Genomic DNA, 17,982 nt, shown 5'->3' with positions numbered 1-17,982 from the left:
ATCAACCATTCTACTCAAGAGAATCTTCTAGCTGCATGCACTGATATCTTAACTCACCAATAAAAGCGCGCGCGGCGGGCCCAAGCCTGTCACCATCTTTAAAAATAAGATGAAGCTGTGCTTTACGCTGACTATGTTGCGATAGTGGTAGTGGTTTCAAGACGCTAGAGTCTAGTTGCGTTTTAATAGCCGGAATAGGTAGCCAAGCAAATCCTAAGCCTTGCGCTATCATATCTATCGAGGTTGTCATATGGCTCACCGTCCAACGTTGATGCGCCCCCAACCATCCTTCATCTTTTTTACGCGAGATTGCAGAATCTCTCACTACGATTTGACGATGGGATTTTAAGTCTTCGAATGTAAGCTCGCGACCAAATTGATGTAATGCGTGATTGGGATTTGCCACTGCAACAAACTCGATTTGGCACAACTCTTCACTGAACCCATCTTGTAAAGTAACTGGAGAAATGGCGATATCTACGTCGGTATTTTGTAAAAGTTCTGATGCGCCTGTTAATACTGACTCGACCAACTCGACACGCAATAAAGGGTATTGTGCAGATGTATTTTCTAGCACCTTATAGAGTACCTGCTGTGGGAAAATTTCATCGACCGCAATGCGCAATTGACTCTCAACTCCCTCGCCCAGCGTCTGCCCTACCGCTTCCACTTTTGCCGCTTCTTCCAAGAGATAATTGGCACGGCGCAGCATCATTTCACCCGCTTCGGTTAACAGGGTTCTTCGCCCTTCGACTCTAAAAAGCTTAACACCAAGGCATTCCTCAATTTTATGGACCGCAGTGTGGATACTTGACTGGCTTTTATGCACTTCTTTGGCAGCTTGATTAAAACCACCATATTCAACAACGGCTCTAAACATTCGCCACTGTTCTAATGTCACTCTCAACATACTGATTTAACCTAATATTTATGCGTTATTGCTCAATGGTTGATGGTTTATTTTCACAATATTCACCATGGCAGGTATTAAGATCTTCTTGCGCTTTTTCGTCCGCCTGCAACACCTGTTTGAGGTCAGCCATACGCTGACGGATCGCAATACCATAGCTTTCATCGTCTCCCCACACATCGGCGAGCATATGCATAGATTCAACATCGTGTTTGGTAAAGAGGTAACCCGCTCGTGCGACATCTTCTTCACTATGGCCCAATAACTTGAGCGCCTGTTCACCTAACTTCACAGCAGAGACAAAGGTTTCTCGCTCAAACGCAGTGACACCCAATTTTATCAGTTGGTAGGCATGGCGACGGTCGGTCGCACGAACTACAAGTTTTAGGTTAGGGAAATGTTGCTGCGCCAACCTGACGATTTCGAGGGTTTTATCTGGCTCATCAATCGCCACGACCAGCATTTGCGCCTCGTGAGCCCCTGCGGCTTCGAGTAAATCTAATCGAGCACCATCGCCATAAAACACTTGATTGCCAAAGCGACGGAGTAATTCAATTTGGCTTGGGCTGTGATCCAAAATCGATAAATGATAACCCTGTGCATGAAGCAAACGCCCTATCACTTGGCCAAAACGCCCGTAGCCGACCACAATAACGTTTTGTGTCGCTTCCATCGTCTCTAAGCTATCTTGTTCTTGAGGAGTATTGGCCTGGCGTTCAACTATTTTGTCATAAAGAATAAAAATGAGGGGCGATCCGAGCATAGATACCGCAACAACCAGTGTAACTAACGCGACTTGATCTGGAGTTAAGATTGCTAAACTGCCAGTAACCGAAAGGAGTACAAACGCGAACTCACCGCCTTGACACAGGGCTGCGGTAAATAACCATGTCGCTCGCTTATGCAGTGAAAACGCCGTTGCCAACATATATAAAATAACCGCCTTTAACCCCATTAGTAGCACCACTGACGCTAAAATAAATAACCATTTTTGTGCCAATAAGGAAAAGTCGATTGATGCGCCTACTGTCATGAAAAAGAGGCCAAGTAGTAACCCTTTAAACGGTTCGATATCGGCTTCTAATTCATGGCGAAATTCACTTTCCGCGAGAACAACACCCGCGAGAAATGTTCCAAGCGCTGGGGATAAACCAATGCTTTGCATCAATAACGCGGTTGCGATAACGATAAATAACGCCACCACGGTAAATAGTTCGCGCATTCGAGTGCTGGCAATATACCTAAATAACGGCGCGGCAACATAATGCCCGGCAGCGATAATAGCCAAAATGACAAAAACAGAGATAATCACTTGGAGATAAGTCGGAAAAGCGTGTAATAAATTGCCGTGGCCATCACTCACAGCCAAATCACTAAATGCTAACAACGGCATAATAGCGAGAATGGGGATCACGGCTATATCTTGAAATAACAACACCGAAAACGCATTTTGACCGCCAGATTGTTTAATTAAGCCTTTTTCATTTAAGGTTTGCAGTGCAATGGCAGTAGAAGACAGTGCCAACATTAACGCGATGGCTAATGATTGCTGCCACAAAAAGCCAAGCACTAAATCAATCGCGAAATAGAGTACAGCCGTTGTTATAACTACTTGTAAGCCACCGAGACCAACTATAGAGCGGCGCATCGTCCAGAGCCTTTTGGGCTGTAACTCAAGCCCGACTAAGAATAGCATCATCACTACACCAAACTCGGCAAAGTGCATGACGTCCGTTTGCTCCCCCACAAGATGAAGAAGGTGAGGACCAATTAGGATCCCCGCCAATAAATATCCAAGCACAGAGCCAAGCCCTAGCCGTTTAGCGATTGGCACCGCCAATATCGCAGCAGCCAAATAGATAGTCGCGAGCAGTAACATAATAAAGACACCTGTTATTGTTATCGTCTTTATTATGTTCAGGGTAAGTGTATTTATCCAGTCTTCGTTCTAAAAAACAAAATATAAATGACCGAAATCCTGCAATTAATCTTGTAAATCCGAATATATAGTGGGGTGGCAGATCTGCATCAAAATGCTCGGATCTGGCACCGCTGCAAAGCCGAATTTTTCATATAGAGTATGCGCATCAAAAGTTGCCAGCATAAAGCGCCTTAAGCCTTGTAGCTCTGGATGTTCAACCACGGCTTGAACAATCGCTTTGCCTACTCCTTTACCTCTGGCACTTTCATCAACTATCACGTCAGCAAGATAGGCAAAGGTGGCATAGTCAGTTATCACGCGACAAAAACCCTGAAACTCGCCTTTGTCATCCAAACACATGAAACTCAGGCTATTTTGAATGGCTTTTTCTAGCAATGCTTTAGGCATTTGTTTTGCCCAATAAGCATTAGAGATCAGTGCATGGATAGTATCAAGGTGGCGCAAAATAAGAGGAGTATCAGTGGTTATCATTATTGTCCCGGTTAACAGCAAGAGTAGAGCTAAAAATTAAGCGATTTTTAGCAAGAAGCAAAGTGAAATTTTCACAGTCATAAATCTTTCATTATTGCGTAACCCTTCGGTCAATAAAGCGGCGTAATCTCCTTTACGAAGACTCCCCTTGATTGATTTAGAGTTGTTGGCAGTGTTGACTCAGTTGACACTGCCTTTTTTGCTTGATACCAAAAAATAATAAAAAACGGCGCTCTAAGCGCCGTAATTAAACAAGCTTTTGAATATAACTAACCTAAGTTTATTTGATAGGTTGGCGGTTGGTTAAGTTTATTGCCCAGTCGGGATAACCCTTTCCACCACGCAAATCCAAACAACAACATCGCTACAATCCAAAGTGAAGCACTCGTCGGCGAGGTACTTAACTGACTAGCTTGGTAAACTAAAGTCGCCATGATATAAGCAATTGAGGTCGTCCAGCCAATAACAAGCCACATCCACTTACCGCCAGATTCACGCTTAATTGCACCTAATACCGCTACACAAGGAGTATAGAGTAAGATAAAGACAAGATAACTAAATGCACCAATTTGACCATTAAATTTCGCGGCCATTGCGGTGAGTAGCACTGTGCCACTTTCAGCACCTGATTCTAATTCGTTAAGTCCTAATGGATCACCAAGGTTTGCGATAAGATCTTTACTATTGTCTACTATGGTCATCAACGCTTCTTTTAACGAAGCCAACAATGAAAACTCTCCACCTTCTTCTTCGGCACCGGTATAAAGCGCATCTAAAGTACCGACGATGGCTTCTTTGGCAAACATACCAGTCACAACACCAACCGTAGCAGGCCAGTTTTCCTCTTTTAACCCAATTGGCTCAAAGATTGGCGTGACAACTTGTGCAGCCTTCGCCAAAAGTGACCTATCTGTATTCTCATTGCCAAACGAACCGTCGGTACCAATCGAGTTTAATGCACTGAGTAAAATAACCACCATGACAATTGTTTTGCCAGCACGTTTGATAAAGCCGCTCAGACGCTGCCAAGTGGTAATGAATATATTGCGCCAAATTGGCATATGATACGCTGGCATCTCAGTAAACGAGGGTAATTTTTGCGTTTTGAATACTTGCTTTCTAAATAAAAAGCCAGAACCTACCGCAACCACTATGCCAAGCAAATACAGACCAAAAACGACATTGGCTCCGTTCGTTGGAAAGAAAGCCGCTGCAAATAACGCATATACCGTCAAACGAGCGCCGCAGGACATAAATGGCGCCATAATAATCGTCAGTAACCTATCTGACTCTCGGCCCATCGTTCTTGACGCCATAACCGCAGGCACATTACAGCCGAATCCAACAATCAAAGGTACAAAAGCATTGCCAGGTAGACCAATGGATGACATCAAACGGTCAATAACAAACGCGGCCCGAGAAAGATAACCACTGTCTTCCAAAATGGATAAGCACAGATACAGCACCGCAATAACAGGGATGAAGGTCGCCACTAATTGAATACCCGCACCAAAACCATCAGCCAATAACACACTTAGCCATTGAGGTGCGCCAATATCAGCCAGCAAGATTTTTACACCATCGATGAGTAAGGCGCCCACGGCGATGTCAAAAAAGTCGATAAATACAGCACCAACATTCACCGCAATGGTAAACATTAAATACATCATGGCTAAGAAAATAGGTACACCAAGCCAGCGGTTGAGCACAATTTTATCAAGCGTTTCTGTCGTATCTGCACGTTTTGGCGTAATGACACTTACGCCATCAGCCAATTTTTTCACTGCTTGGTGACGAGCAACCGCTTTTTCGAGGGGATCGCTGCTAGCACTTTCGGTGTTTGCCGTCACAGGTGCTTTTGGAAAACGCGTGATCTGTGCGAGTTGTTCCAACAACGCTTCTTGCCCTGTACCTTTAGCACCGTGGAATGGCACTACAGGTAACCCTAACTGTTCAGAGAGTCTTTTTAAATCTAACGTTCTTCCACGCTGTGTTGCGACATCAACCATATTTGCAACAACGAGAATAGGTTTGCCTAATTCTTTCAGCTGGGAAGTTAATACTAGATTTCGCTGTAAGTTTGCGGCATCCACGATGTTAATGATGACGTCAGCTTCATTTTGCTTTAGGAAGTCACACGCGATTTGCTCATCTTGGCTTGGCTCAATTTGCTCCATGCTATATAAGCCGGGCAAATCTACCAATTCTACGTTTGTGTTTTCTAAAGCAAAATAGCCGAATTTTTTCTCGACAGTTACCCCTGGCCAATTCCCTACTTTTTGTTTAGAGCCGGTCAGGCGGTTAAATAATGTGGTTTTCCCGCAGTTCGGGTTCCCCACTAACGCAATTTTCATACGTGAGCCCTTAATAACTTATAAAACTTCAATTTCAACGAACTGTGCGTCGGCCTTACGCACACTCACAAAGGTGTCACCAATTTTCACTTGCATCGGGCATCCAAGTGGGGCGACGTTAATGACTTCTATTTGCTCACCAGGAATAATTCCAAGTGCCATTATTCGACTCAGTAACGCAGTATCTGGATGGGTAAGAGAAGTGATGGTCGCTGCGCTATTTTTGGAAAGTTTATCTAATGTCATTGATTATGAGAACAATTTGCAATAAAAGTATGGCGCATCATACCTCATTGACTATTTTCTTTAAACTAGATTGCGACAATAATCTATTATTGCTTGTTATTTAAGGTGTTTACTAGTTAAGATGAACTAAACCATTGCCATATGCCTGACTGTATTAAGGGGTCCTGCCAATGAGTAACGACAAAAAAAAATGGACGCTCAAAAGCATTGCGGCGGAATTAGGTGTGTCAAATGCAACTGTATCGAATGCTTTTAACAGACCAGATCAACTCTCTAAATCCAAACGAGAAGAAATCCTAAAAGCCTGTAAAGAATTGGGTTATTTTGGACCTAACAAGGCAGCCCAATCGCTGCGTAAGGGCTCGTTTAACATTGTCGCGCTGGTACTACCCGATAGCGTTGAATATATGGTATCAGATCCCGTTGCGAGTAGCTTTATGCGAGGAGTTGCAAGCGTTTTAGAAGCTCAGCATATTAACCTACTCTTGTTCTCAGGCACCGCAGATAATGTCGGAGACATTGTCGATTTCGTCGACGGCTTAATTTGTTATGGCCGCCCGCGTAATCCCAAGTTAATTGAGCATCTTGCGAATGTTAGCAAACAGGTTGTGACGGTTGACTTTGATTTGCCCGCACATGCCAGTATTAATATCGACAACCAACAAGCCGCCTTTGATGTAGCGAGTAAAGCATTAAACGACAATAGTGATGTTGCTATTTTTGGTTTGAGATTATTAGACACTGATTTGCTATGCCGCGTATATGAGCAGAACCTAACAGATATAGAGACCTCTATTGCGCATCAGCGTTATAGCGGATATCTCAAAGCCATTGAAGAGCGTGGGTTAACACTTGGCGAAGACAGAGTGTGGAATATTCCTGAAAGCAGCGAAAGGTTTGCAAATATCGCCGCAAAAGAACTACTTAACCTCTCACCAAGGCCTAATACCGTGCTGTGTATGAGTGACTTAATTGCACTACCGCTGTTAAGAGAAGCCAAAAAACTTGGTGTAAAGATACCGCAGGATCTTAAAGTCGTTGGTTTTGATGGCGTTGATGAAGCGCTACGCTTTAGTCCCAGCTTAACTACCATTCATCAAAATAGTGAAGAAAAAGGCCGAGAAGCAGCCAAACTCTTCTTAAATAAAAGCGATGATAAAGTAATGCTTGGCTATACCTTAAAAATGGGGCAAAGCTGTTAATTGCCCCAAGCTAAATACTCAAATACGAGAAGTTCCTTACGGACACATGCCTTCCATTTCGAAAAGCACCTCTCCCCAAGGATCATAGAATGTCCATGTACAAAACTCTCCACCTACACCTCCACCAGAATTGCGACTTGGATATCGCCCAGTAGCTGGCGGTAAATCAATAGCACCATCTGAAGTATCACTACTTTTCACACTCGCTTTTCTATACATATTAAGCGTTTCAAGAACACAATTCGATACTTGATTTAGGCTTGCAGGATTCTCTCGTAAATAGCGCACAGATACTCCTGCGAATGTCGTCATGTCTTTATTTAAATCCATGCGAATATCATTACTAAACTCTAAATTATATACCACTCTATGGTTGCCATTAATTGCATCATAAAATTTTATATCTATCATTCTTGTGCGCGGTACATACTCTACTTGACCTGTAAATCCAACACCTCCCACACCTACCGTGTAACCAAACTGAGTAACACGAGTAGTCTCAAATGCCGCCCTTAAGCTACCATACTCTTCAATTAATGCATTTTCCGCACGTCTTCGTAGAGTCGTTCTTGTCCTTTCGTCGAAAGCGAGTATTGCAGCTCGGGTAATAGCTTCATTTTCACAGTTATTTTCAGATAACGCTTGCTGGCGGCTAGTGCTAGTATTGATACCCAGTGTAGATTGCATACTTGATGAATTATACTCTTGGGAAACTTTCGTTGTTGCCCGGCCCCAAGCATCATAAGACTTGATTAACTCGTCCGCTAATGCATTTGCATGATTTGGTACAGGTAAAATTTGACTACTAAGCTCCATTTCCGCACTAACCCCTCCTTGATTAGCATGCCATAACTTATAAAGCCACTTCTGTTTTGAGTTTGCGTTGATAATTAGGACTTCTCTAGTATCAGAGTAACATTCTTGAATGTAATCCCTATCGAATACTCCTTCATTTTCGTGACACGTCAGTGCTGGCAGATACTTTTTAGCAAAGCTTTCCGCAGTACTTGCATCGCATGTATAACATAGTTCCAAATCATACATTTTTCTGGTTGAAGCTTCAGCTGTAGCAACCTTAGTTAAGGTTAGTACAGCCGCTACCACCGAACTTGACACTAACAGGTATTTATTCACTTATATTCTCCTTAATATATAGTCAGCTGAATAAATCCAGATTAGTAAAGCATGAAACCATATAAGGAACAAGAATATTCACAAGCAAACACATTTACCTAACAATTTTGTTTGAAATCAGTCCTGCTGTGATTAAGAATATGCAAGATATTACTAAACAAGCCGCTAAGCCATACTCCAAAAAGATCCACCCTGACAATACTGTACCGAGTAACCGCCCGATGGCGTTCGCCATATAATAGAAGCCCACATCGAGTGACACTCCATCACTATCGGCCAAACTCACAATAAGGTAGCTATGAAGAGATGAATTGATAGCAAACACAATACCAAAGAGTAAAAGCCCACCTACTACGACTAAGCTTGTCCAGAGCTGCGTTTGAAGTGAAATAGCAATCAACAGCGGAATAGCCGCTAAATACAACGCCCATCCACTGACTTTACTTGGTGTTGATGCAAACTTATCACGACTAATAAACCTTGGAGTTGTTGATTGCACGATGCCATAACCGATAACCCAAGTAGCCATAAAGCCACCAACCCACCAATGATCCCAACCGAACTGCTGCGATAAAAAGACTGGAAGCGCAACCACAAACCAAACATCCCGTGCGGCAAATAAAAACAATCGCGCGGCAGACAGAATATTAATTGCTCGGCTTTTTGAAAATACATCGCTAAATTTGGGTTTGCTTTTAGCCTTGCCTAAATCGCTTTTTAAGCTGATAAGGCTAAACAACCACACTAATAGCAACATGATTGCCATTAACCACATCGCGCCGGTAAAGCCAAGTAAGGTAAGCAACAACCCGCCAAGAAAAAATCCGACGCCTTTTAGCGCATTTTTAGAGCCGGTAAGTATTGCTACCCACTTAAACAAGGTCCCTTCTTCACCCGATTTTACGATGGCCTTTATCGCACTTTTGGCACTCATTTTATTGAGATCTTTGGCAATACCTGAGAGCGCCTGTGCTGCCATAACATAAGGCACGGTGAGCCAGTGCGTTGGTACTACCAACATCAATAATGCCACTATTTGTATGCCTAACCCAATATTCATGGTGCGGTTTAAGCCAATGCGTGCGCCAAGCCATCCTCCAATTAAATTGGTGACAACACCAAAAATTTCATAAAAGAGAAATAGCATGGCAATTTCAAGCGGGTTATAACCCAATTGATGAAAGTAAAGCACCACCAACATTCTGAGCGCACCATCCGTTAAGGTAAACGCCCAATAGTTGCCTGTCACAATGAGATATTGCTTGATATTTTGAGGTATATTGCGCAGCTGCATAATGCTTTATTCGCCTAACGACAATCCGACTTTACGTACTAATTCCGCGGTACGATTTGCATAGCCCCACTCGTTGTCATACCACACGTACAACTTAACCTGAGTACCATTAACTACCATTGTAGATAACGCATCGACGATACTAGAGCGAGGATCCGTTTTATAGTCAATAGAAACTAATGGTCTTGATTCATAGCCTAAAATTCCGTTAAGCTCAGTAGCAGCAGCTTGCGCCATCCAGTGGTTAATCTCTTCCACTGTAGTTGGCCGCTCAACCTCGAAAACGCAGTCTGTTAATGAAGCATTCGCCAATGGAACACGAACGGCGTGACCATTTAGCTTACCTTTTAATTCAGGAAAGATATGGGTAATAGCAGTCGCTGAACCCGTTGTTGTCGGAATTAAACTCATGCCACAGGCCCGCGCGCGGCGTAAATCCTTATGTGGCGCATCCAAAATGGTTTGCGTGTTGGTGATGTCATGAATAGTCGTCATCGAACCGTGCTTTATGCCGATATTTTGTTGCAGGACTTTTACCACGGGCGCTAAGCAGTTTGTGGTACAAGAAGCGGCTGTAACGATTTGGTGGGGCATATCGTCATATAGATGGTCATTCACTCCCATCACAATATTCAATACTCCTTCTTCTTTTACCGGTGCCGTAACAACAACACGCTTAACGCCTTGATCTAAATACTGTTGCAGCAAAGCTTTGGTTTTCATTTTGCCGGATGCTTCGATCACGACGTCACATTGAGACCAGTCGGTTTGCGCAATCTCTTTGTTTTGAGTCACCGACAACACTGTTTCACCTATTTGGATCTGTTCATCTTGAAAAGACACACTGTGATGCCATTTACCATGGACAGAATCAAACTCTAGCAAGTGTGCTAGAGTTTCTGCATTGCCCGCAGGATCGTTAATTTGTACAAACTCGATTTCAGGCCAGTCAAAGCTAGCGCGAAGCGCCAAACGCCCCATTCGACCAAAACCATTGATCCCTACTTTAATTGTCATAAGAACTCCAAAATCTAATTATTAGTTACAGCAAGTTGCCATGCGTGTTGGCCGTTCGCCCATCGCATTTAGCCTCACTAACTCAGCTTTTATATAATCTGGTTGATGCATAACCGTGGCGTTTATCACCGCCTTCATCCATAGCGGTAGCGTTGGGTTTATAGAATAAAATACCCATTGTTTTTGCTTGCGATCACATAGAATTCCAGCCTTCTTTAGCTGCGCCAAATGCCGTGACACCTTGGGTTGGCTATCTTGTTCAAGCGCAGCCATTAGCTCGCAAACACATAGCTCACCTTCCACCATCAACATGGCAAGCGTTTTTAAGCGGATCTCATCCGCTAAGGATTTATAAAATTGCAAGGGTGTAAGTAGCGTATGTTGTGGCTTACCTTCGCGTAGTAGGGAAATAACTTGTTCATTGATGTCGAACAAGGTTTGCTCATAAGCATTATTGCGATTTCGCTCAGCTGGACTCGCAATATCCCACGCAAGGACATGTTCTCCTTGCAGTTTACCTTCGCATTCAGATTGCACTTCAGAGCATAAGGTTACCACCACATCAAAGTGTTCGTCCTTATACTCATTGAGGTGTTTACTGTACAGATTGTCCGTATTAATCCCTAAACGGCGTAGCATTGAAAGCGTAGTCGCATTCACGGTGCTCGGCTTAGTGCCTGCACTATAGGCATGAACATCCGAACCGCCATGAAAGTTAGTTAGCGCCTGCGCTAAAATTGACCGCGTTGAGTTTCCAGAACAAAGAAAAAGTATCTTCATCATTACATAACAAATTAATTATATAACTTTATTGTTATATAGATAATCCGCTATGTCAATTACGCTTTGTTGATATTTATCTATACATAGCAGCTCAACTAAGATTGCGAGCCGCTACCAAGGATAATCGATGTTGAGGAACTTAAAGCCAACTTTCTACGCGTAACTTTGGCTCCTCGCTATGGTTAGAAAAGCAGCGATTGAATGTTATAGCTCTGCTCTGTTGCGTTTTCAGAAGTTTTAATCATGGCTTCATCTTTTGCGAGATCAACTCGCAACTCCGCTTTTGCATTATTGCCCTCCCAAGTTATAACCAGATTTGAGCCTTGGCATGTTACTGCAAAATTGCCATCAAATGCGCAGCAAGTATTACGCAGTTTAATTAGAGTTTGCAGACCCTTCACGACAGGTTTATCGAGTGCAGCTTCCACCATCACTACATCCAAATAAGGGCGGTTGATATCGCGCCCAACATTACTTTTTTCAAGGAGCGCCATGTCATTTTCCATCGCCAATAGACCACCGTAATAAACTTGTGGTACTCCAGGGCAAAAGAACTGAACTGCTCTTGCTACTAAATAATAAAAATCATGCTTCCCTAAGGCTTCATAATAACTGCAATTGACTTGATACAAGTCGACATTGCTCGCTGCAGCGCCGGTTGCCTTGCGGCTTTGACCATTACTGTTGCTATGGATCTGCTCAACCAAAGCATCAATTTGATTAGCATCGAGTAACCCTGGTTTATCCCCTTCAGGCCCTGCGTCAATAATGCCAATTCCGTCATGAGTATCCAGCACGGTTAGACAATTACGCGGCGCAATGTCCAACCACTTGGCTAAAGCCGAGAAATCTTTATTGAATAAACTGTGTAAAATAAGCGGAGGGAGCGCAAAGTCATAAACACGGTCGACTTTGCTGGCAACCTCTACTTGAGTTTTGTAATAACTGTGGATTTCGGCAATGGTTTCCATGCCAAGCTCATTGGCGCGCTTAGATAATTGATTGATAAAAGCAAAGGCCTCATCGGTCATAAAACAGCTGGTATTTGCGCGTTTGATTGCATATCCTGCGGCATCTAGTCGAATAATTTTCACTCCACTGTCTGCAAACAATGTTAAGACTTTTTCTAAATAAGCGCGCCCCGCTTCTGACTCAACATTAATATCAATTTGGTTATCAGTAAAAGTGGTCCAAAAATCCACAACTTCGCCACTCGCTAACGCCTTTTTAGAAAAGCAACTTCCCGGCCTCGGACGATAAATTGCTTGCGCTTGTGCTTGCGTAATGCCATCAGGAAAGACATCTTCTTCTTTTAAAAACATCGACCAAAACTGTGACTCTTGGCCATGAGCCAACACATCTGCAAATTCTGCTGACTCTCCTGACACATGGTTAACGATAAGATCTGCCATTACCTCATAGTGCTCGGCAATCAACTTAATATGTTGCCAATCGCCCAATCGTCCGTCGACTTTGGCATGGTCAATCGGGTCGAAACCTGCGTCACTACCATCAATTGGATAGTAAAAAGGCAAAATGTGGACACCACCAAATAGTCCAGCTAACGGGCCCGTTAGTAACGTATTTAATTGTGCAAGGCCGCCGCCAGACAGGCGGTCAGCATACGTGATCAACTGAACTTGGTTTTTCATAATTTACTCATTAAAAAAGTTGAGACTTAATCGATTAAGTTATATCTTTAATCATGAACAAACAATAATCAAGTTTTATCGTAGCGTTCTACTAAAAATAATTCGCTTAATGCAGATTAGTATTACACTCAGTCTTATGTAAAGAAGTAGACCAGCTACATAACAAAGCCCTTCAAGAGGTGAACAATGAGCAGCAAGTCGAATCACACTCAGCTCAACACATTGCGCTGGTTAACTTATATGATGTTTTTGATGTTTGCGATGACATCAGACGCCATTGGCGTGATCATTCCAACACTGATCAGCGAATATCAACTTAGCATGACCCAAGCCAGCGCCTTTCACTATGCGCCAATGATTTTAATTGCCTTTAGCGGCTTATGTTTAGGATTTTTGGCAGATAAAATAGGTCGTAAGCTCACGGTGTTAATTGGCCTCATGCTATTTTCATCCGCATGTTTCTTGTTCGCACTGGGTGAAACTTTCACCATGTTTTTAATGCTTTTATGTGTGATTGGATTAGCCATTGGCCTATTTAAAACAGGGGCCCTCGCTCTTCTAGGCGACATTTCTGACGGCGCACAAGAACATACTCAAACCATGAATAAAGTCGAAGGCTTCTTTGCCATCGGCGCGATAATTGGCCCTGCAATTGTCAGTTATCTATTGATACAGGGGGTGAGTTGGACCTATCTTTATGTGCTTGCTGGTGGGCTGTGCTTAATACTCAGTATCGTGACTTTAAGCACTGAGTTTCCCAAGTTTAATACCGCTCATGCACAAAACAATGCGGGCCTCTCACACACAGCAGCGATGCTCAAGAACAAATATGCACTTGGCTTTTCCCTCGCCATAGCACTCTACGTTGCAACTGAAGTCGCAATTTATGTCTGGATGCCCACTTTATTACAGGATTACCAAGGTGATTTAACTTGGCTTGCAACTTATGCCCTCACCATCTTTTTTATTTTACGTGCAGTAGGTCGCTTTATGGCTGTATGGTTACTCGCTAAGTACCGTTGGCAAAGCGTAATGCTAGCGCTGAGCTTTGCTATATTTGTATGCTATTTTTTGACTTATCTTTATGGTGTTAATGCCGCTATCTATACGCTCCCGCTAAGTGGTTTATTTATGTCTATGATTTACCCAACATTAAACTCAAAAGGGATCTCCTGTTTTGACAAAACTCAGCATGGCTCTGTTGCTGGTGTGATGTTGTTCTTCACCGCGCTTTCTGCTGCGCTAGCACCACTTCTGATGGGCATGGTGAGCGATTACTTTGGCCATGTTAGCTATGGCTTTGTACTTGCGACTGGGTTTGCATTTTTACTCTTTGCGGCCATGCTGTACAACTGGTTAAAGGACCCTGCCCGCTTACTATTGAGCAAAAACGCTAAGTTGCAGCGAGTGTAACCCCTCCAACCACAAATTTTTCGCGGGTTAAAATTCATAAAAACCAAAGCATTAAAATTTTGTTTGAATTATTGATTAATTTTTAATTGCAACCAAATTAAATTGTGCTAAAAATAAGCTTAATCGATTAAGCTTATTTTTAATAGACCGCACGAGTTTGACAACGATAACAAGAGGCAAATGATGACAACAATCAAAACCACCCTATTTACACTCAGCGCACTCACGCTTGCAATCTCTCACTCGGCGGCCGCTGAAGAAAAAGCACACACTACGCCTGCCGATGGCTTCGAGAAAATAGTCGTAACGGGTGTACCAAAGCGAACAACCATTATGGCATCGAGTGTTTCTGTTAGCAGCATAGGACTGGAACAAATCTCTGTTGCAACCCCCAGAACTACCGCTGAAGCATTCAAACTAATTCCTGGTGTAAGGTCTGAATCAACCGGTGGTGAAGGTAATGCAAATATCGCTGTACGTGGTCTTCCTGTCGCATCCGGTGGCGCTAAATTTTTGCAGTTACAAGAAGATGGCTTGCCTATTTTGCAGTTTGGTGACATTGCTTTTGGTAACGCCGATATTTTTATGCGCCTTGATAATACCGTGGAGTCAATCGAGTCTATTCGTGGTGGCTCGGCTTCGACTGCCGCCAGCGACGCTCCCGGAGGCATTATCAACTTGATTTCAAAAACGGGTGAAAATGAGTCAGGCAGTGTTGTCACCACGTTTGGTTTAGATTATGACGAGTTTAGAACTGATTTTGAGTATGGGAGTTATTTAAGTGACGACATAAAATTTCATATTGGTGGCTTTGTGCGTCAAGGTGAAGGCCCACGTGACACCGGCTATACCGCAAATAAAGGCGGCCAACTCAAAGCCAATATCACCAAGGAATTTGAAAGTGGCTACGTTCGTTTATATGTAAAACACCTTGATGATAAAACAGCAGGCTACCTTCCTATGCCAATGTATTCTAATGGCGACTCCATCAGCAGCTTTGATGTACTGTCAGATACACCTCACTCTGTTTATTTCACCGCCACGCAAGGCTTAGGTGGTAACAATCAAATTCGTCAAGGGGATATGCGAGACGGAATGCACCCTGTTGTTGATAGTATCGGCTTTGAAGCAAATTTCAAACTAGGTAATGATTGGCAAATCGAAAACAGGTCCAGAAAGTCGAGTATCTCAGGCACATTTATGTCGCCTTTCCCTGCAGAGATCGCCAATAGCCAAGCAATTGCCGAGAGCATAGCCGATACCGGTGCGACACTCACCTTTGCCAATGGACCAAAAGCGGATCAAGCGTTCAATCAAGCACTACTAATGCGCGTTCATACCTTCGAAGTGGAAATGAATGATTTCGACAACATCATGAATGACCTAAAGCTCACCAAGTCATTTGGTACTGACACGTCACTCACCTTCGGCTACTTCATGTCATCGCAAAATATCAATATGTCTTGGTTATGGAATTCATACTTGCTCGAGGTTAAAGGAGATAACGCAGCGCTTGTCAACGTGGCCGCTGCGGATGGCACTGCATATTCTGAAAACGGATTATATGCCTACGGTACGCCCTATTGGGGAAATTGCTGCCAGCGCAACTACGACACTGAATACGATACTCGTGCCCCATATATCGCCTTTTCAACAAAGCTCGGCGATATTTCAGTTGATGCGAGTGTGCGTCATGATTCAGGTAAAGCGACAGGTACATTTGCAGGTGCTGTAACATCTCGTGTAGATATCAACCGTGATGGCACTATATCAAAGCCAGAGGAGCAAGTTGCAGCCATCGATCTCGCTAACCCCAATGTGGTTAATTACGACTGGAGCTACACAAGTTACTCTGTCGGCGCAAACTACCAAATGACCTCAAGCAGCGCCATATTCGGCAGATTTAGTGAGGGCGGTCGTGCAAATGCAGACAGACTATTGTTCGGTAAAGTGAATATTGATGGCAGTGTTGCTGATGAAGACGCTGTGGATGAAGTGACACAATATGAATTTGGTATCAAACAAAAGTTTGAACAAGGTCGTCTATTTGCAACTTTATTTTACGCCGAAACAGAAGAGCAAAACTTTGAGGCAACCAGCCAAAAGTTCTTTGACAGGCAATACGAAGCACAAGGTATTGAACTTGAAGGTGTCTATTTTATTGGCTCCTTCGACTTACGAGGTAGCTTAACTTGGACCGATGCTGAAATCGCAAAAGATGCACTCACTCCCGAAGTCGAGGGTAACGCGCCAAGACGGCAAGCTGACTTTGTTTATTCCTTATTGGGTAAATATAACTTCGATCAAGGTGCTATCGGTTTAAGCCTAATCGGCACCACTGACGCGTACGCACAAGACAACAACGAGTTAAAATTTGACGGTTACACTCAGGTCAACGCGTTTGCAAGTTATGATCTGACTGAACGCTTCAATATCGCGTTAAACGTAAACAATCTCTTTGATACCACAGGATTAACAGAAGCCGAGGAAGGCGTAATTCCAACTAACAATATTATTCGCGCTCGCAGTATTAACGGCAGAACTACGTCTGTCACTTTAAAATACCGTTTCTAATTGGGGGTAGTAGTTATGCAATTAACATGTTTTGGCGAGATGCTTATCGATTTGTTACCTACCGGCGACGGTAGCCTTAACCCTATTGCTGGCGGTGCTCCAGCGAATGTGGCGGTAGGCTTTGCTAAACTTGGTGGCAGTGCTCGGTTTGTGGGAGGTTTTGCTGAAGATCCCTTTTCGCTGCAATTAAAATCAACCTTGGCGTTATATGCTGTTGGAACAGAATATTGTGTATCCATAAGTGGAGCGCAAACCGCCTTGGCCATCGTCCACCTAGACGCTCAAGGAGAACGAAGCTTTTCGTTTTACCGCGACAATACCGCTGATATCGCAATCCGCCCAAAAGACTTTGAGCATTTGCAATGGCCAGATCACGGGATATTTCATTTTTGCTCAAACACGCTTACCGATGCAGAAGTTACAAGTACCACCATGGCGTTATTAAAGTCTGCTGCGGCTCATAATCAATTAATTTCATTTGATGTTAACCTGCGCTTGAATCTATGGCAGGACTTATCTTGCTTATCCGAACGTATAGAGGCTTGCTACCCCTATGTCGACATATTAAAAATGAGTAAAGATGAGCTGAGATATCTTGCTGAAGAAAAGAACATGAGAGAGGCTAGCTATTTAGATTGGTTATTTAGTATCGGCGTACAAGCGGTGATCTCAAGCGATGGGCCAAATCCTTGCAGTGTATTAACAGCTAAAGACTTTTATTCCGTCGCCTCTCCTACTATTGATGCGGTTGATACAACCGGCGCTGGGGATAGCTTAATGGCAGGGTTTCTATTTCAACTCAGCCAACATGGGATCTCAAAAGATACACTAGTGCAAAACTTCCCAACCGTAAAAAAGGCACTTAGCTTTGCTGTGAAATGTGGTGCGTTTACTTGTGAACACAAAGGTGTCATGCCCTTTATGCCAACGCTTATAGATGTGTCTGAACGGTTTTCTTCCTTCAACCCTGAGGCTTTGTTAGGTTAATAC

Annotated in this window: 14 protein-coding genes; 4 read left to right on the top strand and 10 right to left on the bottom strand. The window is 43.4% G+C overall.

Going from position 1 to position 17,982, the window contains the following annotated elements; genetic code table 11:
• Window positions 1-10 precede the first annotated feature (10 nt).
• The 5 genes from QSH61_RS19925 to QSH61_RS19905 form a co-directional block, all read right to left on the bottom strand.
• Window positions 11-910 (bottom strand): LysR family transcriptional regulator, encoded by a 900-nt coding sequence (locus tag QSH61_RS19925; RefSeq protein ID WP_174169310.1) that lies wholly within the window; start codon window positions 908-910, stop codon window positions 11-13.
• A 25-nt stretch (window positions 911-935) separates the two neighbouring features.
• The gene (locus QSH61_RS19920) at window positions 936-2,789 is read right to left on the bottom strand and encodes a monovalent cation:proton antiporter-2 (CPA2) family protein (protein ID WP_206471928.1); all 1,854 of its coding nucleotides are present in this window, start codon (window positions 2,787-2,789) and stop codon (window positions 936-938) included.
• A gap of 105 nt (window positions 2,790-2,894) precedes the next feature.
• A complete protein-coding gene (locus QSH61_RS19915; protein WP_010605306.1) occupies window positions 2,895-3,323 on the bottom strand; it encodes a GNAT family N-acetyltransferase in 429 nt (142 codons plus the stop codon).
• Between the two features lie 269 nt (window positions 3,324-3,592).
• Window positions 3,593-5,677, bottom strand: a complete 2,085-nt coding sequence (gene feoB / locus QSH61_RS19910; RefSeq protein WP_174169312.1) for a ferrous iron transport protein B — start codon at window positions 5,675-5,677, stop codon at window positions 3,593-3,595.
• Window positions 5,678-5,695: 18 nt separating this feature from the next.
• Window positions 5,696-5,923 carry a FeoA family protein gene (locus tag QSH61_RS19905; RefSeq protein WP_010605304.1) on the bottom strand — a complete coding sequence of 76 codons (228 nt, stop codon included), beginning with the start codon at window positions 5,921-5,923 and terminating at the stop codon, window positions 5,696-5,698.
• 170 nt (window positions 5,924-6,093) lie between these two features.
• Between QSH61_RS19905 and QSH61_RS19900 the strand changes: the two genes are divergently transcribed.
• Complete coding sequence (locus QSH61_RS19900; protein WP_010605303.1) at window positions 6,094-7,125, top strand: LacI family DNA-binding transcriptional regulator; 1,032 nt, start codon at window positions 6,094-6,096, stop codon at window positions 7,123-7,125.
• Between the two features lie 36 nt (window positions 7,126-7,161).
• Here QSH61_RS19900 and QSH61_RS19895 read toward each other — a convergent pair whose 3' ends face one another.
• The 5 genes from QSH61_RS19895 to gtfA form a co-directional block, all read right to left on the bottom strand.
• Window positions 7,162-8,259: a hypothetical protein gene (locus QSH61_RS19895; protein WP_206471927.1), complete on the bottom strand. Its 1,098-nt coding sequence runs from the start codon at window positions 8,257-8,259 to the stop codon at window positions 7,162-7,164.
• A gap of 94 nt (window positions 8,260-8,353) precedes the next feature.
• Window positions 8,354-9,553 carry an organoarsenical effux MFS transporter ArsJ gene (arsJ, locus tag QSH61_RS19890; RefSeq protein WP_206471926.1) on the bottom strand — a complete coding sequence of 400 codons (1,200 nt, stop codon included), beginning with the start codon at window positions 9,551-9,553 and terminating at the stop codon, window positions 8,354-8,356.
• 6 nt (window positions 9,554-9,559) lie between these two features.
• Window positions 9,560-10,570, bottom strand: coding sequence for an ArsJ-associated glyceraldehyde-3-phosphate dehydrogenase (locus QSH61_RS19885; RefSeq protein ID WP_069019406.1), 1,011 nt, complete (start codon window positions 10,568-10,570; stop codon window positions 9,560-9,562).
• Between the two features lie 21 nt (window positions 10,571-10,591).
• Entirely contained in the window at window positions 10,592-11,353 is a 762-nt protein-coding gene (locus tag QSH61_RS19880; RefSeq protein ID WP_233525281.1) for a metalloregulator ArsR/SmtB family transcription factor, read from the bottom strand.
• Window positions 11,354-11,535: 182 nt separating this feature from the next.
• Entirely contained in the window at window positions 11,536-13,005 is a 1,470-nt protein-coding gene (gtfA, locus tag QSH61_RS19875; protein ID WP_206471925.1) for a sucrose phosphorylase, read from the bottom strand.
• A 186-nt stretch (window positions 13,006-13,191) separates the two neighbouring features.
• Here gtfA and QSH61_RS19870 point away from each other — a divergent pair, with 186 nt between their 5' ends.
• The 3 genes from QSH61_RS19870 to QSH61_RS19860 all read left to right on the top strand — a co-directional run bounded on the left by QSH61_RS19870 (window position 13,192) and on the right by QSH61_RS19860 (window position 17,979).
• Window positions 13,192-14,418, top strand: coding sequence for an MFS transporter (locus QSH61_RS19870; RefSeq protein WP_206471924.1), 1,227 nt, complete (start codon window positions 13,192-13,194; stop codon window positions 14,416-14,418).
• A gap of 183 nt (window positions 14,419-14,601) precedes the next feature.
• Window positions 14,602-16,992, top strand: coding sequence for a TonB-dependent receptor domain-containing protein (locus QSH61_RS19865; RefSeq protein WP_206472058.1), 2,391 nt, complete (start codon window positions 14,602-14,604; stop codon window positions 16,990-16,992).
• A 15-nt stretch (window positions 16,993-17,007) separates the two neighbouring features.
• Entirely contained in the window at window positions 17,008-17,979 is a 972-nt protein-coding gene (locus QSH61_RS19860; RefSeq protein WP_206471923.1) for a carbohydrate kinase family protein, read from the top strand.
• The last annotated feature ends 3 nt before the right edge of the window (window positions 17,980-17,982 follow it).

This window comes from Pseudoalteromonas sp. JC3 (genome assembly GCF_030291895.1).
In the GTDB taxonomy this organism is placed as follows: domain Bacteria; phylum Pseudomonadota; class Gammaproteobacteria; order Enterobacterales; family Alteromonadaceae; genus Pseudoalteromonas.
The sequence above is the reverse complement of the archived record's forward strand: the minus strand, read 5'-3'. Positions and strand labels throughout refer to the sequence as shown.

Excerpts from the sequence above, each read along its gene's own strand:
- arsJ (WP_206471926.1), bottom strand. The coding sequence starts at position 9,553 with ATGCAGCTGCGCAATATACCTCAAAATATCAAGCAATATCTCATTGTG.
- QSH61_RS19905 (WP_010605304.1), bottom strand. The coding sequence starts at position 5,923 with ATGACATTAGATAAACTTTCCAAAAATAGCGCAGCGACCATCACTTCT.
- QSH61_RS19860 (WP_206471923.1), top strand. The coding sequence starts at position 17,008 with ATGCAATTAACATGTTTTGGCGAGATGCTTATCGATTTGTTACCTACC.
- QSH61_RS19920 (WP_206471928.1), bottom strand. The coding sequence starts at position 2,789 with ATGTTACTGCTCGCGACTATCTATTTGGCTGCTGCGATATTGGCGGTG.
- QSH61_RS19885 (WP_069019406.1), bottom strand. The coding sequence starts at position 10,570 with ATGACAATTAAAGTAGGGATCAATGGTTTTGGTCGAATGGGGCGTTTG.
- QSH61_RS19865 (WP_206472058.1), top strand. The coding sequence starts at position 14,602 with ATGACAACAATCAAAACCACCCTATTTACACTCAGCGCACTCACGCTT.
- QSH61_RS19870 (WP_206471924.1), top strand. The coding sequence starts at position 13,192 with ATGAGCAGCAAGTCGAATCACACTCAGCTCAACACATTGCGCTGGTTA.
- QSH61_RS19880 (WP_233525281.1), bottom strand. The coding sequence starts at position 11,353 with ATGATGAAGATACTTTTTCTTTGTTCTGGAAACTCAACGCGGTCAATT.
- gtfA (WP_206471925.1), bottom strand. The coding sequence starts at position 13,005 with ATGAAAAACCAAGTTCAGTTGATCACGTATGCTGACCGCCTGTCTGGC.
- QSH61_RS19925 (WP_174169310.1), bottom strand. The coding sequence starts at position 910 with ATGTTGAGAGTGACATTAGAACAGTGGCGAATGTTTAGAGCCGTTGTT.
- QSH61_RS19900 (WP_010605303.1), top strand. The coding sequence starts at position 6,094 with ATGAGTAACGACAAAAAAAAATGGACGCTCAAAAGCATTGCGGCGGAA.
- feoB (WP_174169312.1), bottom strand. The coding sequence starts at position 5,677 with ATGAAAATTGCGTTAGTGGGGAACCCGAACTGCGGGAAAACCACATTA.
- QSH61_RS19915 (WP_010605306.1), bottom strand. The coding sequence starts at position 3,323 with ATGATAACCACTGATACTCCTCTTATTTTGCGCCACCTTGATACTATC.